We start from the raw sequence: 26503 nt of genomic DNA, 5'->3' as shown, positions 1-26503 counted from the left end.
TGTCGTGGCGCCATCTCGTGGAGGTGTGATGGAGACGGTGAAGAATCCTGGGCGGGCGGTGTCTCCGTGGAAGGCGCTCGCCGCGGACCTGCCTGCTTCCCTGGTGGTCTTTCTGGTGGCCCTGCCCCTGTGTATGGGCATCGCCCTGGCGTCCGGCGCGCCCATCATCTCCGGGCTGATTGCGGGCGTGGTCGGCGGTCTGGTGGTGGGCGTGTTCGGTGGTGCGCCGCTTCAAGTCAGTGGGCCCGCGGCGGGCCTGGCGGTGATGGTCTTCGGTTTCATCCAGCAATTGGGGCTGGCGACGACGTTCGCGATTGTGGCGGCGGCGGGGCTGGTGCAGATGCTGCTCGGCGGGCTCAAGGTGGCGCGCGCGGCGCTGGCCATCTCCCCGGCCGTCATTCACGGGATGCTGGCGGGTATCGGCATCCTCATCGTCCTGGGCCAGGTGCACATCGTGCTGGGGGGCGCTCCCCAGTCCAGTGCCTGGCAGAACGTGCGGGCGCTGCCGGGACAGCTGGCGGACCTGCATGGGCCCGCGGCGGTGCTGGGCGTGCTCACCATCGGCCTGCTGGTGCTGTGGCAGGTGCTCCCGGCGGGGCGGCTGAAGGCGCTGCCGGGCCCGCTGGTGGCCGTGGTGGGTGCCACGGCGGCGGCGGCGCTGTGGGGCGCGGAGGTGGCGCGCGTGCAGCTGCCGGAGAACCTCCTGGGCAGCTTCCAGATGCCGAAGCTCCCCGAGGGTAACTGGGGGACGTTCCTCGCCGCGGTCCTGTCGCTGGCGCTGGTGGCCAGCGCCGAGTCGCTGCTGTGCGCGGTGGCTACCGACAAGATGCACACGGGCCCGCGCGCCAACCTGGACCGCGAGCTGTTCGCGCAGGGGCTGGCGAACACCGTCTCCGGCCTCGCCGGCGGCCTGCCCATCTCCGGCGTCATCGTCCGCAGCGCCGCCAACGTCGGCGCGGGCGCGAAGACGCGGGCGTCGGGCATCCTGCACGGCGTCTGGCTGCTGCTCTTCGTCACCATGCTGGGCGCCGTCGCGGGCCTGGTGCCCCTCGCGGTGCTGGCCGGCCTGCTCGTCGTGGTCGGCGTGAAGCTGGTGAACGTGGACCACATCCGCGAGCTGCACCACCGCGGCGAGCTGCCCGTCTATCTCGTCACGGTGGCCGGCGTCGTCGGCATCAACCTGCTGGCGGGCATCGGCCTGGGGTTGCTCGTGGCGATGCTGCGGCTGCTGTGGCACCTGGGCAGCGTCCGCGTGGACGTGCGCCAGAAGGGCGAGGCGTACCAGGTCAGCGTGTCGGGTGCGCTCACCTTCGTGGGCGTCCCCAAGCTCTCCACGGCCCTGGCGCAGGTGCCCGCGGGCGCGCGCGTGGAGCTGGACCTCGCACTGGAGACGCTGGACCACTCCGGCCACGAGGCGCTGGAGAACTGGTGTGACACGCACCGCAAGACGGGCGGCACGGTGCGCGTGGAGTCGCTCGAGGACATCTGGACCCACAAGGGCACCCGGAAGGCTTCCGCCTCCGGGCTCGGCCCGCGGGTCTCTTCCGACAATCTCGTTTCTGGAGGTGCGCAGTGAAGAAGCTCATCCGTGGTCTGCTGGACTTCCAGCTCAACGCCCGTCCCGGGTATCGCGACGTGTTCGCGAAGCTGGCCAGTGGCCAGTCTCCTGACTGTCTCTTCATCTCCTGCGCCGACAGTCGCGTGGTGCCGAACCTGCTGGTGTCGACGGACCCAGGCGACCTCTTCGTGGTCCGCAACGTAGGCAACATGGTGCCGCCCTCGGACGCGGACGGCCACTCCACGGGAGACCAGTCGGAGCCCGCGGCCCTGGAGTTCTCGCTGCACCACCTCACGGTGGAGGACATCGTCGTCTGCGGCCACTCGAGCTGCGGCGCGATGAAGGCCGTCCTGGCGGGAGGCGTGGGGCCGGAGACCCCCAACCTGGCCCACTGGCTCACGCATGGCCATGCCGGGCTGCGCTCCCTTCGCGCCGGGAGTCCGGTGGGCGAGGGGCTGCCCGAGTATGACCGGCTCTCCCAGCTCAACGTCCTGCAGCAAATCGAGCACATCAAGACGTACCCCCTGGTGAAGGAGCGCCTCGAGGCGGGCACGCTGCGGCTGCATGGCTGGTGGTTCGACATCGCCACCGCCCAGGTCCACGCCTGGCGCGCCACCCAGGGGCGCTTCGTCCCCATGGACGAACTGGTGGGAGAGGCCCTGCTGCGCGAGCTGGGCGGCGACACGTCCGCGCGCAACGAGGAGACCTCCGCGCGGACGCTGCGGCTGTCCGCGGCCGGCGCGCGCTGACGGGGACGGGCAGGCAGGCAGGGGGGCGGCGCCGGCAAGGCGCCGTCCTCTTGTTGGAAAAAGGGCGGGAGCAGGGAAGGATGCCCCCACGCATCGATGACTCCCTTCCTCTTCACGCTCGTCGTCCTCTGCTTCTCCGTGGGGGCAGGGCTGCTGGGCTCACTGCTGGGTATCGGCGGTGGGCTCATCCTGATTCCCGTCCTCACGCTGTGGCTGAAGGTGGATATCCGCTACGCGGTGGGGGCCTCCATCGTCTCCGTCATCGCCACGTCCAGCGGGGCGGCGGCGGCGTACGTGCGGGAGCGGATGGCCAACATGCGGGTGGCCATGTTCCTGGAGCTGGCCACCACGGCGGGAGCGCTCACCGGGGCCTTCCTCTCCGGCATGGTGGGCGGGCGCGTGGTGTATCTCGTCTTCGGCGCCGTCATGGCGTACTCGGCGCTGGCCATGCTGCGGCGGATGCGCACCACCGAGGAGGCGCCGGTGCCTCCGGACGCGCTGGCGGACCGGCTGGGGCTGCACGGCAGCTACTGGGACGAGGCCTCCGGGCGTGAGGTGAGCTACCGCGTCACCCGGCCCCTGGCGGGACTGGGGCTGATGTACGTGGCGGGCACGGTGAGCGGGATGCTGGGCATCGGCTCGGGGGCGCTGAAGGTGCCGGCCATGGACCTGACCATGCGCCTGCCGCTGAAGGTGTCCACGGCCACCAGCAACTTCATGATTGGCGTCACGGCGGCGGCCAGCGCGGGCGTGTACTTCGCGCGGGGCCACATCGACCCGTTCATCGCGGGGCCGGTGTGCGTGGGCGTCACGCTGGGCGCGTGGCTGGGCTCGCGGCACCTGATGGCGCGGGTGAACAACACCTGGCTGCGCGGGCTCTTCGTGCTCGTGCTGCTGTGGGTGGCGTACGAGATGCTGAACAAGGGATGGGCGTCATGAGCGGGGAGCCGGAGTCCGGGCAGCGGGAGCAGGGCGTCGCCACCACGCTGGAGGCGGAGGCGGAGGCCGTCCCGCTCGCCCCGGAGCTGCTCATCAGCGACCTGCTGCGCTACGGCGTGCTGGCCAGCCTGTCGCTGGTGACGCTGGGCACGCTGGTGACGTTCCTCCGCCACCCGGACTACCTCGTCTCGTCGGAGGCGCTGCAGCGCCTCACCGCGCCACACTCCGTGCCGCACGGCCTGGCGGAGGTGGTGGCCGGAGCGATGGCCGCGCGCGGGCAGTCCTTCGTGATGTCCGGGCTGCTGGTGATGATGGCGGTGCCGGTGATGCGTGTGGCCCTGTCGCTGCTCATCTTCCGGCAGCAGCGGGACACGCGCTACGTGGTCATCACCTCGGTGGTGCTGGGCCTGCTCGTCCTGTCCTTCTTCCTGGGCGCGGCGGAGGGCTGAGGACGCCTCAGTGCCGCTCGCCGGGGCGCCGCACCGGCCGGCCCGGAGCGGCCCACCACGCGAGGGTGTAGCCCTTGCCGGAGAGGGGGCGCAGGGCCAGGGCGGTGCCCTTGCGCAGCTTGTCCGGCAGGGGCTCGCCGTCGAGCGCGAGCAGGGCCGCGCGCTCCAGGGAGGGGTTGTGGCCCACCAGCGCCCAGCCCGGGCCCAGCTCGCGGGCCAGCTTGAGGATGCGCTTGTGCGCGCCGTGTCCCGGCACCAGCGCCGGGTGGACCTCCACGCTGGACAGGCCGAAGGCCTCGACGAGCAGCTCCGCCGTCTGCACCGCGCGCACCAGCGGGCTGGTGACGATGCCTGTCAGCGGGGTGAGGCGCGCCAGCCGTCGCGCGTGGTGGCGGAAGGCGGCGCGGCCCTCCGAGGTGAGGGCTCGGGCCTCGTCGCCCAGGACGTGGGAGTCCTCGGCCACGGCGTGGCGGACCAGCAGCAGCGGCAGCTCTCGTGGTGACATGGTGGCGGCCGTGAATCACCGCCCGGGCCCGCGCGCAAGCAACGGCACGGCGACAAACGTCCTCAACCCTCCATTTCGTTCAGTTCATCCATCGACAGCGGGGTGGCGTCCGACACGGTGCCGTCCAGGTCCCCGGGCAGCGAGCCGTGGTCCACCTCGGGAGGCGCCCGGCCGTCCAGCGGCGTGGCGACGTTGCGGGCGACGGCGCCGGGAGGCGGGCGCAGCACCGGCCCCGGCGGGGGCAGGCCGGAGTGGCGGCGCGCGGCCTCCAGCAGCGCGTTGTGGTGGCGGTAGCGCGCCTCCACCAGCTTGTGGATGAGCAGCGGGCCCCCGGGCACGCGGCGCGCGGTGAGGGCCTGGGTGGCCTTGCGCACCGGGTAGCGCACGCGGCGGATCTGCACCCGCCAGCCCTTGGGTGTGAAGGTGAAGACGCCGTAGGCGGGGCGCAAATCCCCGTCGCGCGGAATGCCCGCGCTGGCCACGTCGGCGATGAGCATGCGGCCCACGCGGCGGCGGTAGGGGAAGTGCAGGTGCCCGAAGGCGCACGCGGCCGCGTCCAGGTGGTTGAAGAAGCGGCGCACCGCCACGTCGTCCAGCGTCGGGTCCAGCGACTCCTCGAGGTTGCGCGGGTTGGCGTGGCAGACGAAGAGGTCCTGGCCCTTGCGCGGCGTGTAGCGCACGGAGAAGGGCAGGGCGCCCAGCTTCTGCAGCAGCTCCGGACCCAGCTGATCTCTCGTCCAGCGCAGCAGCTCCGTCTTCCAGTGGTCCCGCTCGCGGTAGGCACCGCCCAGGTAGTTGCCCGCGAGGTAGCAGTCGGTGTTGCCCATCAGCACCGAGTCGCAGCGGTCGAAGAGCAGGTCCACCGTCTCGCGAGGGTGGGCACCGCGCAGCGCCAGGTCCCCGGCGGCGACGATGAAGTCGGGCGCCACCGAGCGCGTGATGTCCTCGAGCACGGCCTCGCAGGCAGGAAGATTGCCGTGGATGTCCGCGAGGATAGCGACCCGCATGGTCGCTCCATCCTACCCGGTCGCCGCCTTCGCGGGGACTGGCAGGGGAAGAAAAATGGTGAAGGTGCTGCCCACGTTGGGCTGGCTCTCCACCTTCACCTCCCCGTCCATGGCCTGCAGCAGGTGCTTGACGATGGAGAGGCCCAGGCCGGTGCCGCCCATGTCCCGGCTGCGACCCTTGTCCACCCGGTAGAAGCGCTCGAAGATGCGGGACAGGTGCTTGGGTTCGATTCCCAGGCCAGTGTCCCTCACCCGCACCACGCACCGGCCGTCCTCGCACGCGCCGTATACGTCCACCCGTCCTCCGGGCGGCGTGTACTTCACCGCGTTGTCCAGCAGGTTGAGGAGCACCTGCTCCACCGCGCGGGAGTCCCCCAGCGCCCGCAGCTCTGTCGGGACATGGAGTGAAATCCGCTGGTCCTTGCCCTCGGCCTTGGGGCGCACCGTGTCGGCGGCGCGCGCGACGGCGTCGGCCAGGGAGACGCTGGTGAGCGCCAGGCGCACCTCTCGCGACTCCAGGCGGGACAGCTCCAGCAAGTCTTCCACCAGCTCGGACAGTCGCTCCGACTGGCGGTGGATGATTTCCACCATCTTCGGCGCCATGACGGCGTCGTTGAGCGCGCCGCCCTGGAGCGTCTCCGCGTAGCCGCGGATGGCTGTAATCGGCGTGCGCAGCTCGTGGGAGACGTTGGCCACGAAGTCCTTGCGCACCTTCTCCAGCCGCCGCAGCTCGGTGATGTCGTGGAACACGGCGGCGCTGCCGGGCAGGTCCCTCCCCAGCGGCGTCACCCGGATGGAGAGCGTGCGGGGGAACAGGCCCTCCAGCTCCAGCTCGAGCCGCGTGGAGGCGCCCTCGCCGCAGGCGCGCATGACGGCGTCGCTGAGCACGTCGTTGCGAAGCAGGGCGAGGGGGCGCTCACCGATGAGGCTCCCCGCGCCGGGCTGGAGGATGTCGCGGAGCGCGTCGTTGTGGCTCACCACGGTGCCCTCCGCGTCCGTCACCCAGATGCCCTCGGCCATGCCGTCCAGCACGGCGGTGAGGGTGCGCGACTCCTGGAGGAGCCGCGCGTTCTGCGTGGACAGCCGGGTGTGGAGCGAGTCGATGGCACCCTCCAGGCTGGCCACCTCCTCCAGCTGGTCGGGGTTCGACGCAGGAGCGGTGAGGGCCCCCTCGGCACGGCCGCGCGTGTGGCGCGTCAGCGTGTCCAACTGGCGCTGCACGGCGCCCCGGCTGACGCCCAGCGCCATGAGCGAGCCGGCCAGCGTGACGAGCGCGGCGGCCAGCGCGCCACCCGGCGAGTCCAGCGTGGCGACGAGCACCGCCACCACGGCGGACGGCAGCAGCAGGGGAAGGAGGATGGCGCGCACGTGCATGGGCGGTGACGTCCTGGCCGCTACGGAGGGCTGAGCTTGTAGCCCACGCCGCGCACCGTCTCGATGATGTCCCCGGCGGGGCCCAGCTTCTCGCGCAGGCGCTTGATGTGCGTGTCCACGGTGCGGGTGTGGATTTCCGCCTGGATGCCCCAGACGTCGGACAGGAGCACTTCGCGCGTCTGCACCCTGTCACTGCGCTCCAGCAGCGTGCGCAGCAGGCGGAACTCCAGGGCGGTGAGCACCACCTCCTCGCCCTTCACGCGCACCTGGTGGCGCGAGGTGTCCAGGACGATGTCGCCGGAAGTGAGCACCGCCGCCGGCCCTTCCTCCACGTCTCCGCGGCGCAGCACCGCCTTGACGCGCAGGAGGAGCTCGCGGACGGAGAAGGGCTTCACGACATAGTCGTCCGCGCCCAGCTCCAGCCCCTGCACGCGGTCCGACTCCTGGCCCTTCGCGCTGACGATGATGACGGCCGTCTTGCGCAGCTCCGCGTCCAGCTTGAGCATGCGCAGCACCTCGCCGCCCGCGATGTCCGGCAGCATCAGGTCCAGCAGCACCAGGTCCGGCGGCTGCGCGCGGGCCTTGGCGAGGCCCCCCGCGCCGGTGTTCGCCGTGTCCGTCTCGAAGCCCACGGCCCGGAGGTTGTACTCGACGAGTCCGGCGAGGTCCTGCTCGTCCTCGATGATCAGGATGCGCGACATGGAATCCTCTCGAAGCTCATACCGCTCGGAAGGGGGAGGCCCGAGCTCGCCGGCACGGGCCGCGAGCCGAGGGGCGGGCGCAAGCAGGGGAGGGTCCACTCCAGGATGCCTTCCCGGTTCGCCCCCCGGGACGGGGACCGCCCCGCGCGACCCTCGCCCCGCCCATGCATCAAATCCACCTCATCTAAGCGTTATTTGGAGGATCCACGAAGGACGGGCCACAGGGGGTGACGGTGGCGTGACATCTTCGTGGCGCAGTTGGACAAGGGTGTGTTGACGGTGGAGGCCCCGCCCTCTATGTTGCTCGCCCTTTTTGCCTGGACGTCGCGTAAATGCTCGTAAAGATTGAACAAATCAAGGAGACAGGGCTTCAGCTCAACGAGCCCATCGGTCTCAACCTGCTCGGTGAGGTGCTGGGCGGAGATGGGTCCGGTGAGGACACCGGCTTTCGCGCCACGGCTCCGTCCACGCTGAAGGCGTCGCTGAAGAAGGTGAGCGGCGGCGTGCTGCTGGAGGGGCAGTTCACAGCGAATGTCACCAGCCAGTGCAAGCGCTGCCTGACGGACGTGGAACTGAAGGTGCCGGTGGCCTTCACCCTCAACCTGGTGCCCAAGTCGCTCGTCCGCGGGGACGACTACCTGAAGGACGACGAGTCCGTCATGGAGAAGAAGGAGCGCAGCCAGGGCGAGGTGGGCGGCTCGTTCGAACTGGAGGACGCGGACCAGGAGGTCTTCGACGGGAAGGTCATCAATCTGGACCCCATCGTCCGGGAGCAATTGCTGCTGGCCCTGCCCATGGGCACGGTGTGCCGCGAGGACTGCAAGGGCCTGTGCCCCCAGTGCGGCATCAACCGCAACGAGGCGAAGTGCACCTGCGAGACGAAGCCGGTGGACCCGCGGATGGCCCCGCTGAAGAACATCAAGCTGAGCTGAACCCAATCTCCGGCCGGCCACGCGAAGGTGTGGCCGGGCTGCGGAGCTGAAGGGCTGAAACGACGAGGGCCGCGACCTCCAGAAGAGGCGCGGCCCTTGTCTCATCCGGCGCCGGGTGGGCGCCGTCCTGGCGGGGGAATCAGGCCCCAGCCTGGGGCTGCACTTCACGGCCCTTGTACTGGCCGCAGGCGGTGCAGGCGCGGTGAGGCATCACCGGCTCCTTGCAGTTGGGGCACTTGGTCACCTGCACAGCGGTACGCAGGTTGCTGTTGGCCGCGCGGCGGCGGTCGCGACGCATCTTCGAAGTACGCTTCTTGGGGACACCCACGGCTCACCTCTATATCGACGCCGACCCGGGGGTTGAAGCCGGCCCGGACCGGTTGAGTCAAAAATGTCTGAAGCGCTGTGTGCCGGGGGCCCCGGCCGCCTGCGCAACACTCTGTGGACAACACCGGGATGGAGCGGTTCGAAGGCTCCCGTACTCCATGTCCGGCTTCGGAAGGCGGCGGACCCTAGCGGCTCGGCGCCCCCGAGTCAATGCGCGTTGAGCGGCCCAGAAGCGTTCTCCCACCCCGGGGCCGACCTCCACCTCCCACCGTCCTACCTCCGACGGGCGCGGGGTGACAACGCGGAAGCGCTGAGCGTCATTTCTCCAGCTTCCGACAGGGATGAAGCGGACTGTGGCCAGGCAGGGCAGCCAGTCGTTGCCCGCCTGGGGGCTTCCTGGTGTGCTGCGCGCCGCCGTGGCCCCCGTCGGGGCGCGCGCCGGGAACCGTTATGGCGAGCAGGCAGACGCGGGGATGGCGGGGATGAGGCTGGTGCTGGATGCCATGGGCGGCGATCACGCCCCCGCCGCTCCGGTGGAGGGGGCGCTGCTCTTCGCCCGGGCACACCCCGCCCATGAGGTGCTGCTGGTGGGCGATCAGGCGCGGCTGACCCCGCTGCTGGGGCGAGGCCGGCCTCCGGCCAACCTCCAGGTCCACCATGCCTCGGAGGTGGTGGAGATGGACGACCACGCCTCCACGGCCTTCCGCCGGAAGCGGGACTCGTCCCTGCGGGTGGGCTTCGAGCTCGTCCGGGAGGGCAGGGCGGATGCGCTGGTGTCGGCGGGCAACTCCGGGGCCGTCATGGCGGGCGGGCTGCTGACGCTGGGGCGGCTGCCCGGGGTGGAGCGGCCGGCCATCGCCGCCCTCTTCCCCGCCCTCAAGGGCGGAGGCCGCTGCCTGCTGCTGGACGCGGGCGCCAACGTGGACTGCCGCCCCTCCCACCTGGCCCAGTTCGCCGTCATGGGAGAGGCGTACGTGCGCGCCCGCCTGGGCGTCGCCCGGCCCCGGGTGGGGGTGCTCTCCAACGGAGAGGAGGCGTCCAAGGGCACGCCGCTCACCCGCGAGGCCAGTGACTTGCTGCGCCGCTCGGACCTGGAGTTCGTGGGCTACGTGGAGGGCAAGGACCTCTTCTCCGGCGATGTGCAGGTGGTCGTCACCGACGGCTTCACCGGCAACATCGTCCTCAAGACGTCCGAGGGCGTGGGCATGGGCGTCATCGGCCTGCTGCGTCAGGCCATCGAGAAGCGGGGCGGCCTGCCGGAGAAGCTGGGCGCGCTGCTGCTCCAACCTGCCCTGGCGGGTCTCCGGCGGGTGGTGGACTACGCCGAGTACGGCGGCGCTCCCCTGCTGGGCATCCAGGGAGTTGGCATCGTCGCGCACGGCCGCTCCACGCCACGCGCCCTCTACAACGCGCTGGGTGCGGCGCTGGCCATGGCAGAGGGCGGAGTCCAGGGAGAGCTGACGCGTTGCATTGAGCGGGCCAGTGTCTGGCTCCCTACCCACCAGAAGGGAAAAAAGGCGACAGACGCCGCGGTTTCCGATTAGAGAGCGGGCCCCGGGCGTTGGGTTCCGATGGACGCATCTCCTCCTCTGGAGAACCCTCGTGGCATGTACGCAGATCATCGGAACCGGCTCCTACGCACCCTCTCGGGTCATCACCAACCAGGAGCTGGAGGCGCGCGTCGACACCTCCGACGCCTGGATTCGCGAACGCACCGGCATCCAGGAGCGGCGGCAGGCGGCGCCCGAAGAAGCCACCAGTGACATGGCCGTCCAGGCCGCGCGGCGCGCCCTGGAGATGGCGGGAGTGTCGCCGGAGGAGCTGGACCTCATCGTCGTGGGGACGATTACGCCGGACATGCCCATGCCGTCGTGCGCGGCCTTCGTCCAGGCGAAGCTGGGCGCGCGGCGGGCCTTCGCCTTCGACGTGGGCGCGGCCTGCGCCGGCTCGCTGTACGCCATGAGCGTGGCGGATCAGTTCGTGCGCTCCGGGCAGGTGCGGCGGGCGCTCGTCATCGGCGCCGAGTTGCTGAGTCGGGTGGTGGACTGGGAGGACCGCAACACGTGCGTCCTCTTCGGGGACGGGGCGGGGGCCATGGTGCTGTCGCCGTCGCCCACGCCGGAAGACGGGCGCGGCATCCTCTCCACGCACCTGCACACGGACGGCTCCCTGGCCGAGATTCTCACCATCCCCGGGGGCGGCTCGCGCACGCCCATGACGGAGGAGGCGGTGCGCGCGAAGCTGAACACGCTGAAGATGAACGGGCGCGAGGTCTTCCGGTTCGCGGTGCGCGCGCTGGTGGACTCCACCCAGGAGGCGCTGGCGTCGCACGGGCTGACGCCGGGGCAGGTGGACCACGTCATCGCCCACCAGGCGAATGCTCGCATCCTGGACGCTGCGCTGGAGCGACTGGAGATTCCGCGAGACAAGTGCTGGCTGAACCTGCACAAGTACGGCAACACGTCGTCGGCCTCGCTGCCCATGACGCTGGACGAGGCGCACCGCGCCGGCAGGCTCCAGCGGGGGGATGTCATCGCGATGATGGCGATTGGCGCGGGCATGACGTGGGGCAGCGCCGTCGTGCGCTGGTAGTTCGCGGGTAGGGCAACGCAGCAGACAGTTCCAGGAGGCGGAGACCGCACATGGCGAAGGTCGCGTTCGTGTTCCCCGGGCAGGGCAGCCAGGCCGTGGGGATGGGCAGGGACCTCTTTGAGAAGTTCCCCGAGGCCCGGGCCATCTTCGAGGCCGCTGACGAGGCGCTGGGGGAGAAGCTGTCCACCCTGTGCTTCGAGGGGCCGGAGGATGCGCTGAAGCTGACGGCCAACACCCAGCCGGCCATCCTCACCGTGTCGGTGGCGGCGCATGCCGTCTTCGCCAAGCGCGGGCCCGCGCCGGCCTTCGTGGCGGGGCACTCGCTGGGTGAGTACTCCGCGCTGGTGGCGGTGGGCGCGATGAGCCTGGGCGACGCCGTCCGGGCGGTGCGCGCGCGCGGCTCCTTCATGCAGGAGGCGGTGCCCGCGGGCGTGGGCGCCATGGCCGCGGTGCTGGGCCTGGAGCCGCAGAAGGTGAAGGCGGCCTGTGACGCGGCGGCCGAGGGGCAGGTGGTGTCCCCCGCCAACTACAACTCGCCGGAGCAGACGGTCATCGCGGGCAACGCCCAGGCGGTGGAGCGCGCCGGAGCGAAGTGCAAGGAGGCCGGGGCCAAGCGCGTCATGCCGCTGCCGGTGTCCGCTCCCTTCCACAGCGCGCTGATGGACCCGGTGAAGCCGCGGCTGGCGGAAGTGTTGGGCCGCATGCAGATCAATGCCCCCGCGGTGCCGGTGGTGACGAACGTGGAGGCCCGCCCCAACGCGGACGCCTCGCGCGTGGTGCCGCTGCTGCTGGAGCAGGTGAGCGCGCCGGTCCGCTGGATTGAGTGCGTGGAGGCGCTGAAGGCCGAGGGTGTCACCCGGGTGGTGGAGCTGGGCCCGGGCAAGGTGCTGTGCGGCCTCATCAAGCGCATCACCAAGGACATCGAGACGTTCAACGTGGAGGACGCCGCGGGCCTGGAGAAGGTCCTCGCGGCGCTTGGGGTGAGCGCATGAGCGGCTTCAAGGACAAGGTGGTGCTGGTGACGGGCGGCTCGCGCGGCATCGGCCGGGCGTGCGCGGTGGCCTTCGCCAAGGCGGGCGCGTCCACCGTGGTCATCAGCTACGCGGGCAACGAGGCGGCGGCCCAGGAGGCGGTGGGCCTCATCCAGGCGGCGGGCGCGAAGGCGGAGGCGGTGAAGTTCGACGTGGCGGACACCGCCGCGTGCGCCAGCGCCATCGACGGCGTCGTCAAGGCGCATGGCCGGCTGGACGTGCTCGTCAACAATGCCGGCGTGGCCGTGGACGGCCTGGTGATGCGGGTGAAGGACGAGGATTGGGACCGGCAGATGGACACCAACCTGCGGGGCGCCTTCGCGCTCATCCGCGCGGCCAGCCGGCCGATGATGAAGCAGCGGGCCGGGGCCATCGTCAACGTCAGCTCGGTGGTGGGTGAGATGGGGAACGGTGGCCAGGCGGCCTACTCGGCCTCCAAAGCAGGGCTCATCGGCCTGACCAAGTCCGTGGCCCGCGAGCTGTCCAGCCGGAACATCCGCGTCAACGTCGTGTCGCCGGGCTTCATCGGGACGGACATGACCTCCCACCTCGGTGACGAGCTGCGCCAGAAGATGCTCGAGGGCATTCCCCTCGGGCGGCTGGGCAACCCCGAGGAGGTCGCCGGGGCCGTGCTGTTCCTCGCCAGCGATGCCGCGTCCTACATCACCGGCGAGGTCCTGAAGGTCAACGGCGGCATGTACATGTAACCCAAGGTTGGATTGCTGGCGGGCGTGGGATATACCGCGCCCGCTTTCGACAAGGTCCGGGAAGCCACCGGGCCCCTATCTGGTTCCTGGAGGGTTCTGCACTTATGTCGACGTCAACCATTGAGACCAAGGTCAAGTCCATCATCGCCGACCAGCTCGGGGTGGGAGAGGACGAGATCAAGCCCGAGTCGTCCTTCATCGAGGACCTTGGCGCGGACAGCCTCGACATCGTGGAGCTCGTGATGGCGATGGAGGAGGAGTTCGAGGTCGAGATTCCCGACGAGGAGGCCGAGAACATCAAGACCGTCGGCGACGCCATCAACTACATCAACACCCACAAGAAGTAGGCAGCACCACGGCGTGCCGGGGTGCGGGGAGACGCCGCGTCAAGTGGCGTCCCCGGTGTCCCTCAGTCGCCACCGGAGAGGACCGTGTCGAACCGTCGAGTCGTCATCACCGGTACCGGGCTCATCTCGGCACTGGGCACTGGAACCGAGAAGAACTGGCAGGCGATGCTCGCCGGCAAGTCGGGTATTGCTGCGGTCACGCGCTTTGATCCGTTGAAGATCGACACGCGCATCGCCGGTGAGGTGAAGGACTTCGAGCCGGAGACGTTCATCGACAGGCGCGAGGTGCGCCGGATGGACCTGTATGCCCAGTACGCCCTGGCCGCCGCGGACATGGCCGTCAAGGAGTCGGGCATTCCCATCGGCCCGGACAAGCCGCACGGCTACACCCCGGAGAAGGTGGGCGTCATCGTCGGCTCGGGCATCGGCGGCATCTCCTCGCTGGAGGAGCAGCACCGCAAGGGGCTGGAGAAGGGGTTCGACCGGCTGTCGCCCTTCTTCATCATCCAGATGATCATCAACATGGCGCCCGGCCTCATCTCCATGCGGTACAACTGCAAGGGCCCCAACTGGGCTCCGGTGTCCGCTTGTGCCACCAGCGCCCACGCCATTGGCGAGGCCTGGAAGTCCATCAAGCTGGGCGAGACGGACGCGGCCATCGCCGGCGGCGCCGAGGCGGCCATCACCCCGCTGGGGCTGGGTGGCTTCTCGGTGATGAAGGCGCTGTCCACGCGCAACGAGGACCCGGCAGGGGCCAGCCGGCCCTTCGACAAGGAGCGCGACGGCTTCGTCATGGGCGAGGGCGCGGGCATCCTGGTGCTGGAGGAGCTGGAGCACGCGAAGAAGCGCGGCGCCAAGATTCTGGCGGAGCTGGTGGGCTACGGGGCCAACTCGGACGCCTACCACGTGACGCAGCCCGCTCCGGAGGGCGAGGGCGCGGCGCGCTGCATGCGGCTGGCGCTCCAGTCCGCGGGGATGAACCCGCAGGACGTGGGCTACATCAACGCGCACGGCACCTCCACCCCGTTCAACGACGCGAACGAGACGAAGGCCATCAAGGCGGTGTTCGGCGACCACGCGCGCAAGCTCGCGGTGTCGTCCACCAAGTCCATGACGGGCCACATGCTCGGCGCGGCCGGTGGGGCGGAGGGCGTGGTCAGCGCGCTGGTGCTGTCGCGCAACGTGCTGCCGCCCACCATCAACATGACGTCGCCGGACCCGGACTGTGACCTGGACTACGTGCCGAACCAGGCGCGCGAGGCCCGGGTGGACGCGGTGATGAGCAACTCGTTCGGCTTCGGTGGCACCAACGCAGTGCTGCTGTTCAAGCGGTTCTAGTCCTTGTCCCACACCGCTCCGGAGGAGACCCGCGTGAGAATCATCCTCGCTTCCGACCACGCGGGACTGGAGCTGCGCCAGGAGCTGGTGGCCGGGCTGAAGGAGCGTGGCGTGGCCCATGACGACGTGGGCCCCGTCACGCGCGACTCGGTGGACTATCCGGACTTCGCCACGCGGGTGGCTCTCGCGGTGGCGGGCGGGGACTACACGCTGGGCGTGCTGGTGTGTGGCACCGGCATCGGCATGAGCATCGTCGCCAACAAGCACCGGGGCGTGCGCGCGGCCCTGTGCACCACGGAGTTCGAGGCCCGCATGGCCCGGGCTCACAACGACGCCAACGTGCTGTGCCTGGGCCAGCGCGTGGTGGGGGCCGGCGTGGGCCGCGCCATCCTCGAGGCGTTCCTCAGCACCCCCTTCGAGGGCGGCCGCCATGAGCGGCGCCTGCAGAAGATCCGCGAGGCCGAGTCCCAGGGCTAGCGGCCCCGCCGTACCCGTTTTGTCGCGAGGGAATCAGCCATGGAGAACACCCGCACGCTGGCCGACGTGGACCCGGAGATTGCCCGGGCCGTCCGCGAGGAGACCCAGCGCCAGGAGGAGGGGCTGGAGCTCATCGCCTCCGAGAACTTCGTCTCTCCGGCTGTCATGGAGGCGGTGGGCTCGGTGCTCACCAACAAGTACGCGGAGGGATACCCCGGCAAGCGCTACTACGGCGGCTGCGAGGTGGTGGACGTCGCGGAGACGCTCGCCATCAACCGCGCGAAGGAATTGTTCGGCGCGGACTCGGCCAACGTGCAGGCGCACTCCGGCAGCCAGGCCAACATGGGCGCCTTCATGGCGCTGATGAAGCCGGGCGACACCATGCTGTCGCTGGACCTGAACTCCGGCGGCCACCTCACGCACGGCGCGGCCTTCAACTTCTCCGGCAAGATGTACAAGGTCGTCCACTACGGCCTGACGCGCGACACGGAGACCATCGACTTCGCCCAGGTGGAGGCGCTGGCCAAGGAGCACAAGCCCAAGGTCATCGTCGTGGGCGCCAGCGCGTATCCGCGCACGCTCGACTTCGCGAAGTTCCGCGAAATCGCCGACGCGGTGGGCGCGGCGATGCTGGTGGACATGGCGCACATCGCCGGCCTGGTGGCCGCGGGCGTACACCCGTCGCCGGTGCCCTTCGCCGAAATCGTCACCAGCACCACGCACAAGACGCTGCGCGGCCCGCGCGGCGGCCTGGTGCTGAGCCGCGAGCAGTACGCGAAGTCCATCAACAGCCAGATCTTCCCCGGCATCCAGGGCGGCCCGCTGATGCACGTCATCGCCGGCAAGGCGGTGGCCTTCCGCGAGGCGCTGACGCCGGAGTTCAAGGCGTACCAGCAGCAGATTGTCGCCAACGCGAAGGCGCTGGCGGAGGCGCTGAAGGGCGCGGGCCTGCGGCTGTGCTCGGGCGGCACGGACAACCACCTGATGCTGGTGGACCTGCGGCCCAAGAAGCTCACGGGCAAGGTGGCCGAGGAGGTGCTCGGCAAGGCCGGCATCACCGTGAACAAGAACATGATTCCGTTCGACCCGGAGAAGCCGATGGTGACGTCCGGCGTCCGGGTGGGCACGCCGGCCATCACGACGCGCGGCATGCGCGAGGCGGAGATGGCGGTGGTGGGACGGCTCATCGGCGAGGCGCTGGACGCGGCGCAGGACGACGCGGCCCTGACGCGCATCCGGGGCAAGGTGAAGGAGCTGTCGCAGGGCTTCCCGCTGTACACCTCGCGGCTGAAGTAGGGGGAGCGCAGAGCACCGCCACCTCATGCGCTGCCCCTTCTGTCAGGACGCCGAGAACAAGGTCATCGACTCTCGCGAGTCGCATGAGGGCTCGGTCATCCGCCGCCGCCGCGAGTGCCTGGCCTGCAAGCGCCGCTTCACCACGTACGAGCGGGTGGAGGAGCTGTACCCGCTCATCGTGAAGAAGGACGGTCGGCGCGAGGCCTTCGACCGCGAGAAGATTGTCAGCGGGCTGAAGAAGGCGTGTGAGAAGCGGCCCGTCTCCGCGGATCAGCTGGAGGAGACGGTGGTGGCGATCGAGCGGCAGCTGCAGGGGATGGGGGAGAAGGAAGTGCCCTCGTCCGTCATCGGCGAGGAGGTCATGCGCCGCCTGCAGCAGCTGGACGAAGTGGCGTATGTTCGCTTCGCCTCCGTGTACCGGAGCTTCCGCGACATCGCGGAGTTCATGCACGAGCTGAAAGATTTGCTCGAGGCCGAGGAGCGAGAGCGCAAGGCGAAGCCTCCGGCTTTGCCGGGCAAGGGTTAAAGAGGGCGCATGAGGCTGCTGACGCGGGCACGGTTGGAGGCAACGAGGGCGCCCCGGGCGAAGCGGGCGGCGGACTTCGACCGCGCGGTGGCCGAGTTCTTCATGCGGATTGCCCTGGAGGAGGCCGCCAAGGGGCTGGGCCGCACGAGTCCCAACCCGGTGGTGGGCGCGGTGCTGGTGAAGGGTGGGCGCATCATCGCCCGCGGCTACCACAAGAAGGCGGGCACGGCGCACGCCGAGGTGGTGGCGCTGGAGGCGGCGGGCTCGAAGGCGAAGGGCGCGGACCTCTACACCACGCTGGAGCCGTGCGACCACTACGGGCGCACGCCGCCGTGCAGCCTGGCGATTCGGGAGGCCGGGGTGCGCCGGGTCATCTGCGCGTCCGCGGACCCCAATCCCCAGGTGAGCGGCAAGGGCGTGGCCCGGCTGCGGCGCGCCGGGGTGCAGGTGCTCACGGGCGTGCTCCAGGAAGAGGCGGACACGCTCAACCGGCCCTTCTTCAAGGTGATGCGCACGGGCCTGCCGTGGGTGACGCTGAAGGCCGCGGTGACGCTGGACGGGAAGCTGGCCACGGCGACGGGGGACTCGCGCTGGGTGACGGGCGAGCCGGCGCGCGCGTGGGTGCACAAGCTGCGCGACTCGGTGGACGTCATCCTGGTGGGCGCCAACACGGTGCGGAAGGATGACCCGAAGCTCACCACCCGGATTCCGGGCGGAGGGGGCAAGGACCCGCTGCGCGTGGTGGTGGACAGCCACCTGCGCCTGTCTCCGGGCTACACCGTCTTCACCCAGCGCAGCCCCGCGCGCACCGTCATCGCCACGCTGGAGGACCCGGAGGGCCGCAAGGCGCAGCGCTTCCTCGCCCAGGGCGTGGAGGTGTGGCAGGTGCGCCAGAAGGCGGGCCGGGTGGACCTGAAGGCCCTGCTGAAGCGCATCGCCAAGAGCGGCCTCAACCACGTGCTGGTGGAGGGTGGGGCGGAGCTGTACGGCTCCTTCCTGCGCGGGCACCTGGCGGATGCGCTGGCCCTGTTCCTCGCGCCGAAGCTGATTGGCAGCCCGGGCCTGTCGTGGGCAGGGGATTTGGGCGTGAAGGAGATGGCCCAGGCCGTGTCCGTGAGCGACCTGACCTTCGAGCGTCACGGACAGGACGTGCTGCTCCAGGCGCTGCTGTAGGCCCGGGCGCCGGTTATAAAGGCGCCCATGTTCACCGGCCTCATCCAGGACCTTGGCACAGTGGAGCGCGTCATCCCCGGGGGGATGACCGACCTCTGGATTCGTACCTCTCTCGGCGCCGGGAAGTTCGACCTGGGCGAGTCCATCGCCGTGGATGGCGCGTGCCTCACGGTGGTGGAGCGCGGCGGGGACACCTTCAAGGTGCAGGCCGCGCCGGAGACGCTCCGGCGCACCACCCTGGGCGCCGTGCGGCCGGGCGACCGGGTGAACCTGGAGCGCGCCCTGGCGCTGGGCGACCGGCTGGGCGGGCACCTGGTCTCCGGCCACGTCGACGCCGTCAGCGAAGTCCTCGAGACGTTCCCCGAGGGCGGCTCGTGGGTGATGCGCTTCCGGCTGCCCGAGGAGCTGGCCCCCTTCTTCATCGAGAAGGGCTCGGTGGCCATCGACGGCATCAGCCTCACCGTGAACACCGTGGAGGCGGACCGGTTCAGCGTCCAGCTCATCCCCGAGACGCAGGAGCGCACCACCCTGAGGGGCAAGGCGGCGGGCGCCCGGGTGAACCTGGAGGCGGACCAGATTGGGAAGTACGTGGCCCGGCTCTTCGCCCTCCAGCGGGGGCAGGGGGCACCCGGGGGCGGTGGAGGGCTGACAGCGGCGGCCGTCCGGGCGGCGGGCTTCGGGACGCCGTAGCCCGCGACGCCGGGACGCGGGTGGTGTAGGAAGCGCCGCATGCCTCGCTATATCGACGGTGACTTCCTTCCCCCCAAGGGGCGCTTCGCCATCTGCGTGGCCCGCTTCAACGGCTTCATCACCGAGGAGCTGGTCAAGGGCGCCGTGGACATTCTGGTGCGCCATGGCGTCGCGGACGCGGACATCGACGTCTACCGCTGCCCCGGCACCTATGAGCTGCCCGGCCTGGCCCGCCGCGTGACGGAGTCCCGCCAGTATGTAGGTGTGATTACCCTCGGCGCCGTCATCCGGGGCGGCACCCCCCACTTCGACTATGTCGCCGGTGAGTGCGCCAAGGGCATTGGCGCGGTGGCCTTCAGTGCGGCGGCGGGCACTCCGGCCACGGCCGTCACCTTCGGCGTGCTGACGTGCGATACGGTGGAGCAGGCCATCGACCGGGCGGGCGTGAAGGCGGGCAACAAGGGCGCGGAGGCCACGCTGGCCTGCATCGAGATGGTCAACCTGTACGCGAAGATGGCGGCGACGGACGGAAGGAAGGGCTAGCCATGGGCGCGCGGAGAACGGGACGCGAGCGGGCGCTGCAGGCGCTCTATCAGCTGGAGATGGCCCCGGCGACGGTGGCCGAGGCCCTGGAGTCCGCCTGGGCCTCCTCCGAGGAGCCCAAGAGGGATCCGGACGCGGTGAAGTTCGCCCGCGAGCTGGTGGATGGCGTCCAGGCCCACCGCGAGGAAATCGACGAGCTGATCGAGCGGCACAGCCACAACTGGCGGCTGGACCGCATGTCCCGCATCGACCGCAACGTGCTGCGCCTGGGCATCTTCGAGCTGAAGTACCGCCCGGACATCCCCCGCAAGGTGTCCATCAACGAGGCGGTGGAGCTGGGCAAGAACTTCGGCACCGAGGAGTCCAGCGCCTTCGTCAACGGCCTGCTGGACCGCGTGGCCGTGGCGCTCAACAAACCCTGAGCGCCGTGGCGCTCGGCATTCCATGACCCCCTGATTCGAGCGAGGACGCCCCGTGAGCCAGACGACGACGCACGACATCGGGTTGGAGGGGCTGGACGCGCTCGCCGGGGTGGACGCCCTCTGCCTCTTCGTGGCCGAGGACGACCGGCCCCTGCCTTCCTCCGCGGGCTACGTGGACTGGCGCCTGTGCGGCGCCCTGTCCCGGGTGCTGAAGAATGGCTTCTTCACGGGCGCCAAGGACGACTGGCTCCTGCTGCCCTCGGACGGGAAGTTCCCGGTCCCCCGCATCTTCGTGGTGGGGCTGGGCTCCCGTCAGAAGCTGGACGCTGGCGCGCTGACCGAGGCCCTGGCTGGCGCGGGCCGGGTGCTGAGCCGGGCGAAGGTGGACTCGGTGGCGCTGGAGGTCCCCTCGGGGGGCGGGGCGGAGGACGCTGCGCGGGCCGAGGCCTTCCAGAAGGGCTTCCTCCCAGCGTTCAAGGGTGGACGGGTGGCCCTCCTCGCGGACAAGGCTCTTGGCCGGGTGCTACCGGCCCGCAAGGGGTGACGCTCGGCGGGCGGGCAGGCGTTCTGTTAGCATGCACTGCCCGGGGCGAGCGCACATGCGTGTCAAGGTGTTGATTGTCGAGGACTCCAAGGCGTCGCGCGAGTACATCGCCGCGACGGTGGAGGCCGTGGAAGGCATCGAGGCCATCGTCACCTCGAGCGGCTTCGAGGCCCTGAAGCTGCTGCCGCGCCACCGGTTCGAGCTCATCATCACCGACATCAACATGCCCGACATCAACGGGCTGGAGCTCATCAACTTCGTCAAGAAGAACCCCAACTACCGGGACGTGCCCCTGTTCATCATCACCACCGAGGGTCGCGAGCAGGACCGCGACCGCGGGATGGCGCTGGGCGCGCAGGAGTACCTGGTCAAGCCCTTCCTGCCCGGGAGCCTGGAAGGGCTCCTGCGGCGGTACCTGAAGCTGCCGTGAATCCCGGCTCCAAGGCCCTGGCCGAGTTCGTGGCCGAGGCGACCGAAATCCTCGACGCGCTGGGCAAGGATCTGCTCGTCCTGGACGAGCGGCGCGGGCAGGAGGCGGACCCGGAGCTGGTCAACGGCGTCTTCCGCGCGGCGCACTCGCTCAAGGGGCTGTCCGGGCTGTTCGGCCAGGAGCGCATCGCCCGACTGGCGCACAGCACGGAGGACCTGCTGGACAGGCTCCGGCTGGGCCGGCTGCGGCTGGACGACACGGCGCTGGACTCGCTGATTGAGGTGCTGGACGCCTTCCAGGCGCTGCTGGCCGAGGCGGCGCGGGGCTTGGAGTCCGAGCCGCTCACCTGGCGCGTGGAGGCCATGACGGCGCGGCTGGAGCAGCTGGGCTCGCAGCCCGTGGCCGCGGACGAGGACCCGCTGGACCGGCTGGAGCTGGATTCGGCGGTGCGCTCGGTCTTCACCGAGTACGAGGAGCACCGGCTGCGGGAGAACGTGCGGCGCGGCGTGTCGCTGTGGCGAGTGCGCGCGGCGTTCGATCTGTCCGACTTCGACAAGGGGCTGGCGGACCTCAACGCGCGCCTCAAGCCGCTGGGCGAGGTCATCAGCACGCTGCCGTCCACGCGCTCCGGCGGCGCGCATGGCATCGCCTTCGACCTCATCTTCGGCGCGCAGACCACCGGCGAGCGGCTGGCGGCCGGGCTCGAGGGCACTCCCGCGGAGCTGTCCCCGCTGGTGGTCCGGCCGCCGCCCCCCTGGGCCCAGTCCCCGCAGGCCGAGCCCGAGTCCTTCCGCGTGGCCCTGACCCGGGTGGAGTCGCCCGAGGTGTTGCCCGGGCCTCCGACGAAGCGGGGGAGCCGGAAGAAGGGCGCCCGGGCCGCCACGCCGTCCACCGCGAGGGGCGCGGGGACGCAGCAGCCCCTGCTGACGGAGTCGACGGAAGGGGAGGGCACGAGCGAGGCGCTGGTGCCGGTGACGCCTTCCGGGCTTCAGCCCTCCCCGGGGAACGCGCCCGGGACGACCTCCGTGGCGTACCTGCAAGGGCCCGGGGCGGCGCAGCGGGTCCGGGCCGTGGTGACGGAGGGCCCTGCGGCGGGGCCGGTGCGCGCGGAGGCGGACGCGTCGCTGCGCTCGCTGACGCAGACGGTGCGCGTGGACATCGGCCGGCTGGACGGCCTCATCAACATGGTGGGCGAGCTGCTGCTCATCAAGGCCAACCTCCAGCGCCTGGCGGAGTCCGCGCGGCAGGACGGGGCGGTGGCGCTGTCCAAGCTGTTCGGCCAGGAGCTGGCGCGCGAGACGCGCGGGCTGGAGCGCAAGCTGGAGGCGCTCCAGGAGGGGCTGCTCGAAGCGCGCATGGTCCCCGTGGGCCAGGTGTTCGACAAGCTGGCCCGGCTGGTGCGCCGCATCACCCGCGAGGCGGGGAAGGAAATCGAGTTCGTCATCGGCGGCGGCGAGGTGGAGCTGGACAAGCTCATCGTCGAGGAGCTGAGCGACCCGCTGATGCACCTCATCCGCAACGCCATCGACCATGGCGTGGAGTCGCCCGAGGCGCGGCTCGCCGCCGGCAAGCCCCGGCGCGCGGTGGTGGCGCTGCGCGCCGAGCAGAAGGGCAACCACGTCGTCATCGAGGTGAGCGACGACGGCGCCGGCATCGACGAGCTGCGCGTGCGCGAGGTGGCCCTCACCCGGGGCCTCATCACCTTCTCCCAGGCGCAGGAGATGAGCCGGCGCGAGCTGCTCAACCTCATCTTCCTGCCCGGCTTCTCCACCGCGCGCAGCGTGTCCGAGCTGTCCGGGCGCGGCGTGGGGCTGGACGTGGTGAAGAACAACCTGGGCAACCTGTCCGGCATCATCGACGTGTGGAGCGAGCGCGGGAAGGGCACCGCCTTCCACCTGACGCTGCCCGTCACCCTGGCCATCATCCGCGCGCTGGTGGTGGGGGTGAGTGGGCGCACCTACGCGGTGCCGCTCAACAGCGTGCTGGAAATCCTCTCCGTCCAGCCGAAGGACATCCGCACCGTGGAGCGGCGCGAGGTCCTGGATTTGCGCGGCCAGACGCTGCCCTTCATGCGGCTGGCGCGGATGTTCGCCCTGCCGGAGCGGCCGGTGAACCGCCACTTCGTGGTGGTGGTGGGGCTGGCGCAGGAGCGGCTGGGCATCGCCGTGGACGAGCTGCACGGCCAGCAGGACATCGTCACCAAGCCCCTGGGAGGCCGGCTCCAGTCCGTCCGGGGCATCTCCGGCGCCACGGACCTGGGAAACCGGCGCACGGTGCTGGTGCTGGACGTGGCGGCGCTGCTGGAGGACGGCCTGTCCATGGAGCGGCGTCGGGCCTGACTCGCGCTGCGGCCGGGGCGGCCGGCTGCTATCCTCGGCGGCTGTGTCCCGGTTCGCAGAGCTACTCGACGACTTCTTCTACCGCCCGGACGAGGACGTCGCCGGCTTGCAGGACTTCGCCGCCGGCAGTGACGGCGCGCAGACGACCGCCCCGGAGGAGGTGCCGGAGGAGTACCTCGCGTTCCTCCTGGAGGGCGAGTGCTACGCGGTGCCCATCCGTCTCGTGCGGGAAATCGCGAAGGTGCCTCCGATGACGGAGATTCCCCGCGCGGAGCCCCACCTGCTGGGCGTGATGAACCTGCGCGGCGAGCTGCTGCCCGCCTACGACATCAAGATGCGGCTGCGGCTGGCGGAGCGGGCCCCGGTCGTGGCGGGCCCCGAAGCGGCCCCTCCTCCGAGAGACGCGCGCATCCTCGTGCTGCGCACGGAGTCGGGCCCCGCCGGAGTGTGGGTGGACGGTGTCACCGGCGTGGTGAAGCTGAAGCCGTCCATGCTGGAGCCGGCGCCGCCGGGGCTGCGCTCGGGAGACCGAGACTGCGTGGTGGGCATCGGCCGCCGGGGGCCGACGCTCTACATCCTCCTGGACCCGGAACAGGCGCTCGCCTCATGAAGGACCCGGTCAACCTCCTGGCGCGCCGCCCGCGCGCGGTGCTGGACGCTCCCGCCCAGGAGGCGGACACGCTGGTGCAACTGTGCGCCTTCTTCGTGGGCAGCGAGGAGTACGTGCTGGACATCATGCGCGTGGAGGAAATCCTCCCGCTCCAGCGCGTCACACCCATCCCCCATGCGCCGTCCTTCGTGGAGGGCGTGCTGCACCTGCGGGGCATCATCCTGCCGGTGGTGGACCTGCGGCGCCGGCTGCTGGGGCAGGCTTCGCCGGAGTCGCCGAAGTCTCGGCTGCTGGTGTGCCGGCTGGGCACGCGGCGTGTGGCGGTGCGGGTGGACCGGGTGGCGGAGGTGCTGCGCGTGCGCAGGGGTGACATCAAGCCCGCGCCCGCGCTGGTGGTGGCGGGGCGCTCGCCCTTCGTGGTGGGCGTCTGCGGGCCGCCGGACAGGCTGCGGCTGTTGCTGGACTTGAAGGCGTTGTTGCGCGCGGAGCTGGAGCGAGAGTCCTCACGGAGGCCCGAGTGAACACGCAAGACGGAGCACGGGTAGAGCTGCAGTCGCTGGAGGGACACCGCCGCATCCTCGGCATCCTCTTCCTCGTGATGAATGCGCTGACACTGCTGGTCGCGCTGGGCTTCGGCGCCGTCATGCTCTTCATGGGCCAGCTGGGAATGGAGGACGCGGAGGCGGAAGTGCGGGCGATGATGTTCGCCATCACCCTGGGACTCACCGGCTGCTTCCTGCTGACGGCGCTGCCGGGCCTCGCCACCGGCGTCGGGCTGCTGAAGCGCCGACGCTGGTCCCGGACGCTGGCGCTGGTGATGGGCATCCTCGCCATTCCCAACATGCCGCTGGGCACGGCGCTGGGCATCTACGCCATCTGGTTCTACACGCAGCCAGGGTCCGACCGGGTCTTCGAATGAACCCCCTGCCCGAGTTCCCCGCGGAGGAGGAGCGCTACCGCGCGCTCCAGGAGCTGGACCCGGGGACGACGGGCGCACTGGAGGTGCTCGTCGCCGGCCTGCACGACGAGAGCTGGCGCGTGCGCCACGTGGCGGCCGAGACCCTCAAGCGGCTGCCGTCCTCGCGCGACGTGGCCGAGCGCCTCATCCGCGTGCTGGACGAGCGGGGCGAGACGGGCGCGCGCAACGCGGCGGCGGAGGCGCTGGCCGGCCTGGGCGGCGCGGCGCTGGGGCCCCTGGTGCGGCTGCTCTCGCACCCGGACCCGGACCAGCGCAAGTTCGCGGCGGACATCCTCGGGCAGCTCGGGCAGCGCACCGCGGAAATGCCGCTGGTGCAGGCGCTGGAGGACCCGGACCTCAACGTGCGGGTGTCCGTGTCGGAGGCGCTGGGCCGGGTGGGCGGTGAGCACTCGGCGCGAGCGCTGGAGGCGCTGCTGGCGGACCCGGAGCCGCTGCTGAGGCTGTCCGCGTTGGAGGGGCTCGCGCTGCTGCGCCGCCCGCCACCGCTGCACGTGGTGCTGGCCCTGCTGGACGACTCACGGCTGCAGCGCAGCGCCTTCCGCGTGCTGGGCCTGGTGCCGCAGGTGGTGGCCACGGAGCGCATCTGCCAGGGGCTGGCGTCGGGGGTGCGCTCGGTGCGCGAGGCCGCGCTGGGCGCGCTGGGCACGCAGGTGACGCTGGCGGAGTCGGTGCGGCGCGGGGAAATCGAGGCGGTGGTGCTCGCGGCGCTGCGGCGGCTGCCGGACGCGGGGGAGCGGCTGGCCCAGGCGCTGGAGGCCGAGGACGTGACGGTGCGCGCGGGCGCGCTGGTGGCGGCGGCGGCGCTGGGCGAGCCGTCGCTGGCGCTGCCGGTGGCGGAGGCGGCGCGAGAGGACCGGCTGCTGCGCGAGGTGCTGAACACGCTGAGCCGGCTGGGGCCGGAGGGCGGGCGCGCGCTGCTGGGCCACATGGCGGACCTGTCCTCCCCGGCGCGGGCGGCGGCGGCCGAGGCGCTGGTGGACCTGGTGGATGCCGACTCGGTGACGGCGCTATGCGCGCTGCTGGAGTGGGCGGAGGACGACCTGCGCGCGGTGGTGGTGCGGGCGCTGGGGCGCACGCGCTCGCCGGAGGCGGTGCCTCCGTTGGTGGACCTGCTGGTGGACCCGGCCCTCGCGGGCGCGGCGACGCGGGCGCTGGGCGTGCTGGCGGGCAGCAACCGGGCGGCGGTGCTGGCGGCGCTGGAAGCGGCCGTGGCGCGCCGTGCGACATCGGCGGCGGTGGCCGCCCTGGCCCGGGTGGGCGGTGCGCCCGCGCTGCCCGCGCTGCGGCAATTGGCCCGGGACGCGGAGCCCACGTGGCGCGCGGCGGCGGTGGAGGCCGTGAGCGAGGTGGATGGGGGCGTGGGCCGCGAGCTGGCGCGCGCGGCGCTGGCGGACGAGGCGATGCAGGTGCGCATCTCCGGGGTGCGGGCCATGGGACGGCTGGGCGGCCCGGAGGCAGGGGCGCTGCTGCGGCCCGCGCTGCACGACGAGGATGTCTCCGTGCGCCTGGCCGCGGTGGAGGCGGTGGGCGCGTGCGGAGCGGTGGACCGGGCGACAGACCTGGAAGTGCTGGTGCGGCACCCGGATGGCGCGCTGGCGGTGGCGGCGGTGCGTGCGCTGTCCCGGCTGGGCCTGGCGGTGCCCGGGGTGCTGAGGAATGCCGCGAGCCACCCGGACGCGGAGGTGGTGAAGGCGGCGTTGTCCGCGGGCGCGGAGACCGAGGAGGGAGTGTCGCTGGCGTTGTCGCTGCTGGGCCACCCGCGCTGGGACGTGCGCGCGGCGGCGGCCCGGGTGCTGGGAGATTCGGGCGGGCCGGAGTGCCTGGACGCCGCCCGCCTGGCGCTGGAGGCGGAAGCGGACGCCCTGGCCCGGCAGACCCTGTCCGACGCGGTGGAGCGCCTGTCCCGGCGCTGAGGGGG

30 protein-coding genes are annotated in these 26503 nt (G+C 71.2%); 25 read left to right on the top strand and 5 right to left on the bottom strand.

Annotated features, from left to right (window positions below; genetic code table 11):
* Positions 1-28: 28 nt before the first annotated feature.
* From G4D85_RS39430 to G4D85_RS39415, 4 genes are all read left to right on the top strand, one after another.
* Positions 29-1576 carry a SulP family inorganic anion transporter gene (locus G4D85_RS39430; RefSeq protein ID WP_164019400.1) on the top strand — a complete coding sequence of 516 codons (1548 nt, stop codon included), beginning with the start codon at positions 29-31 and terminating at the stop codon, positions 1574-1576.
* Complete coding sequence (locus tag G4D85_RS39425) at positions 1573-2307, top strand: carbonic anhydrase (protein WP_164019399.1); 735 nt, start codon at positions 1573-1575, stop codon at positions 2305-2307. The genes G4D85_RS39430 and G4D85_RS39425 overlap by 4 nt, the downstream gene beginning before the upstream one ends.
* A 96-nt stretch (positions 2308-2403) precedes the next feature.
* Positions 2404-3246, top strand: a complete 843-nt coding sequence (locus tag G4D85_RS39420; protein WP_164019398.1) for a sulfite exporter TauE/SafE family protein — start codon at positions 2404-2406, stop codon at positions 3244-3246.
* Entirely contained in the window at positions 3243-3695 is a 453-nt protein-coding gene (locus tag G4D85_RS39415) for a DUF1634 domain-containing protein (protein WP_240359772.1), read from the top strand. The genes G4D85_RS39420 and G4D85_RS39415 overlap by 4 nt, the downstream gene beginning before the upstream one ends.
* Positions 3696-3702: 7 nt before the next feature.
* Here G4D85_RS39415 and G4D85_RS39410 read toward each other — a convergent pair whose 3' ends face one another.
* The 4 genes from G4D85_RS39410 to G4D85_RS39395 form a co-directional block, all read right to left on the bottom strand.
* Positions 3703-4200, bottom strand: a complete 498-nt coding sequence (locus G4D85_RS39410; RefSeq protein WP_164019396.1) for a SixA phosphatase family protein — start codon at positions 4198-4200, stop codon at positions 3703-3705.
* Positions 4201-4262: 62 nt separating this feature from the next.
* Complete coding sequence (locus G4D85_RS39405) at positions 4263-5207, bottom strand: metallophosphoesterase family protein (RefSeq protein WP_164019395.1); 945 nt, start codon at positions 5205-5207, stop codon at positions 4263-4265.
* A gap of 12 nt (positions 5208-5219) precedes the next feature.
* On the bottom strand, positions 5220-6581 hold the full coding sequence (locus tag G4D85_RS39400) for a sensor histidine kinase (RefSeq protein WP_164019394.1): 1362 nt from the start codon (positions 6579-6581) through the stop codon (positions 5220-5222).
* Between the two features lie 20 nt (positions 6582-6601).
* Positions 6602-7282: a response regulator gene (locus G4D85_RS39395; RefSeq protein ID WP_164019393.1), complete on the bottom strand. Its 681-nt coding sequence runs from the start codon at positions 7280-7282 to the stop codon at positions 6602-6604.
* Between the two features lie 332 nt (positions 7283-7614).
* On the opposite strand from G4D85_RS39395, the gene G4D85_RS39390 reads away from it, so the two are divergent.
* A complete protein-coding gene (locus tag G4D85_RS39390; RefSeq protein ID WP_164019392.1) occupies positions 7615-8214 on the top strand; it encodes a YceD family protein in 600 nt (199 codons plus the stop codon).
* Positions 8215-8353: 139 nt separating this feature from the next.
* Here the strand turns inward: G4D85_RS39390 and rpmF are convergent, their stop codons facing one another.
* Positions 8354-8542 (bottom strand): 50S ribosomal protein L32, encoded by a 189-nt coding sequence (gene rpmF, locus G4D85_RS39385; protein ID WP_164019391.1) that lies wholly within the window; start codon positions 8540-8542, stop codon positions 8354-8356.
* A gap of 481 nt (positions 8543-9023) precedes the next feature.
* Here rpmF and plsX point away from each other — a divergent pair, with 481 nt between their 5' ends.
* The 20 genes from plsX to G4D85_RS39285 all read left to right on the top strand — a co-directional run bounded on the left by plsX (position 9024) and on the right by G4D85_RS39285 (position 26498).
* Positions 9024-10085 carry a phosphate acyltransferase PlsX gene (gene plsX, locus G4D85_RS39380; protein ID WP_164019489.1) on the top strand — a complete coding sequence of 354 codons (1062 nt, stop codon included), beginning with the start codon at positions 9024-9026 and terminating at the stop codon, positions 10083-10085.
* Between the two features lie 58 nt (positions 10086-10143).
* Positions 10144-11133, top strand: coding sequence for a beta-ketoacyl-ACP synthase III (locus tag G4D85_RS39375; RefSeq protein WP_164019390.1), 990 nt, complete (start codon positions 10144-10146; stop codon positions 11131-11133).
* Between the two features lie 50 nt (positions 11134-11183).
* Positions 11184-12125, top strand: coding sequence for an ACP S-malonyltransferase (fabD, locus tag G4D85_RS39370; protein ID WP_164019389.1), 942 nt, complete (start codon positions 11184-11186; stop codon positions 12123-12125).
* Positions 12122-12871: a 3-oxoacyl-[acyl-carrier-protein] reductase gene (gene fabG / locus G4D85_RS39365; RefSeq protein ID WP_164019388.1), complete on the top strand. Its 750-nt coding sequence runs from the start codon at positions 12122-12124 to the stop codon at positions 12869-12871. Before fabD ends, fabG begins: the two co-directional genes overlap by 4 nt.
* Before the next feature lie 104 nt (positions 12872-12975).
* Positions 12976-13218: an acyl carrier protein gene (gene acpP / locus G4D85_RS39360; RefSeq protein ID WP_164019387.1), complete on the top strand. Its 243-nt coding sequence runs from the start codon at positions 12976-12978 to the stop codon at positions 13216-13218.
* Positions 13219-13302: 84 nt separating this feature from the next.
* Complete coding sequence (gene fabF / locus G4D85_RS39355) at positions 13303-14556, top strand: beta-ketoacyl-ACP synthase II (protein ID WP_164019386.1); 1254 nt, start codon at positions 13303-13305, stop codon at positions 14554-14556.
* A gap of 33 nt (positions 14557-14589) precedes the next feature.
* Entirely contained in the window at positions 14590-15033 is a 444-nt protein-coding gene (gene rpiB / locus G4D85_RS39350) for a ribose 5-phosphate isomerase B (RefSeq protein ID WP_164019385.1), read from the top strand.
* Positions 15034-15072: 39 nt separating this feature from the next.
* Complete coding sequence (locus G4D85_RS39345; RefSeq protein ID WP_164019384.1) at positions 15073-16329, top strand: serine hydroxymethyltransferase; 1257 nt, start codon at positions 15073-15075, stop codon at positions 16327-16329.
* A 25-nt stretch (positions 16330-16354) separates the two neighbouring features.
* On the top strand, positions 16355-16855 hold the full coding sequence (gene nrdR / locus G4D85_RS39340; RefSeq protein WP_164019383.1) for a transcriptional regulator NrdR: 501 nt from the start codon (positions 16355-16357) through the stop codon (positions 16853-16855).
* 9 nt (positions 16856-16864) lie between these two features.
* Positions 16865-18028, top strand: a complete 1164-nt coding sequence (gene ribD, locus G4D85_RS39335) for a bifunctional diaminohydroxyphosphoribosylaminopyrimidine deaminase/5-amino-6-(5-phosphoribosylamino)uracil reductase RibD (RefSeq protein ID WP_164019382.1) — start codon at positions 16865-16867, stop codon at positions 18026-18028.
* Between the two features lie 27 nt (positions 18029-18055).
* Complete coding sequence (locus tag G4D85_RS39330) at positions 18056-18718, top strand: riboflavin synthase (protein ID WP_164019381.1); 663 nt, start codon at positions 18056-18058, stop codon at positions 18716-18718.
* Positions 18719-18757: 39 nt separating this feature from the next.
* Entirely contained in the window at positions 18758-19261 is a 504-nt protein-coding gene (gene ribH, locus G4D85_RS39325; RefSeq protein ID WP_164019380.1) for a 6,7-dimethyl-8-ribityllumazine synthase, read from the top strand.
* A 2-nt stretch (positions 19262-19263) separates the two neighbouring features.
* A complete protein-coding gene (nusB, locus tag G4D85_RS39320; RefSeq protein WP_164019379.1) occupies positions 19264-19683 on the top strand; it encodes a transcription antitermination factor NusB in 420 nt (139 codons plus the stop codon).
* A gap of 52 nt (positions 19684-19735) precedes the next feature.
* The gene (locus tag G4D85_RS39315; protein WP_164019378.1) at positions 19736-20227 is read left to right on the top strand and encodes a M17 family peptidase N-terminal domain-containing protein; all 492 of its coding nucleotides are present in this window, start codon (positions 19736-19738) and stop codon (positions 20225-20227) included.
* Positions 20228-20282: 55 nt separating this feature from the next.
* Positions 20283-20657, top strand: coding sequence for a response regulator (locus G4D85_RS39310; RefSeq protein ID WP_164019377.1), 375 nt, complete (start codon positions 20283-20285; stop codon positions 20655-20657).
* Complete coding sequence (locus tag G4D85_RS39305) at positions 20654-22996, top strand: chemotaxis protein CheA (protein WP_164019376.1); 2343 nt, start codon at positions 20654-20656, stop codon at positions 22994-22996. The genes G4D85_RS39310 and G4D85_RS39305 overlap by 4 nt, the downstream gene beginning before the upstream one ends.
* Positions 22997-23039: 43 nt before the next feature.
* Positions 23040-23606 carry a chemotaxis protein CheW gene (locus G4D85_RS39300; protein WP_164019375.1) on the top strand — a complete coding sequence of 189 codons (567 nt, stop codon included), beginning with the start codon at positions 23040-23042 and terminating at the stop codon, positions 23604-23606.
* Entirely contained in the window at positions 23603-24127 is a 525-nt protein-coding gene (locus G4D85_RS39295; protein ID WP_164019374.1) for a chemotaxis protein CheW, read from the top strand. The genes G4D85_RS39300 and G4D85_RS39295 overlap by 4 nt, the downstream gene beginning before the upstream one ends.
* The gene (locus G4D85_RS39290; RefSeq protein WP_240359771.1) at positions 24124-24525 is read left to right on the top strand and encodes a hypothetical protein; all 402 of its coding nucleotides are present in this window, start codon (positions 24124-24126) and stop codon (positions 24523-24525) included. The genes G4D85_RS39295 and G4D85_RS39290 overlap by 4 nt, the downstream gene beginning before the upstream one ends.
* Complete coding sequence (locus tag G4D85_RS39285) at positions 24522-26498, top strand: HEAT repeat domain-containing protein (protein ID WP_164019373.1); 1977 nt, start codon at positions 24522-24524, stop codon at positions 26496-26498. Before G4D85_RS39290 ends, G4D85_RS39285 begins: the two co-directional genes overlap by 4 nt.
* Positions 26499-26503 lie beyond the last annotated feature (5 nt).

This window comes from Pyxidicoccus trucidator (assembly GCF_010894435.1).
Lineage (GTDB): Bacteria > Myxococcota > Myxococcia > Myxococcales > Myxococcaceae > Myxococcus > Myxococcus trucidator.
The sequence above is the reverse complement of the archived record's forward strand: the minus strand, read 5'-3'. Positions and strand labels throughout refer to the sequence as shown.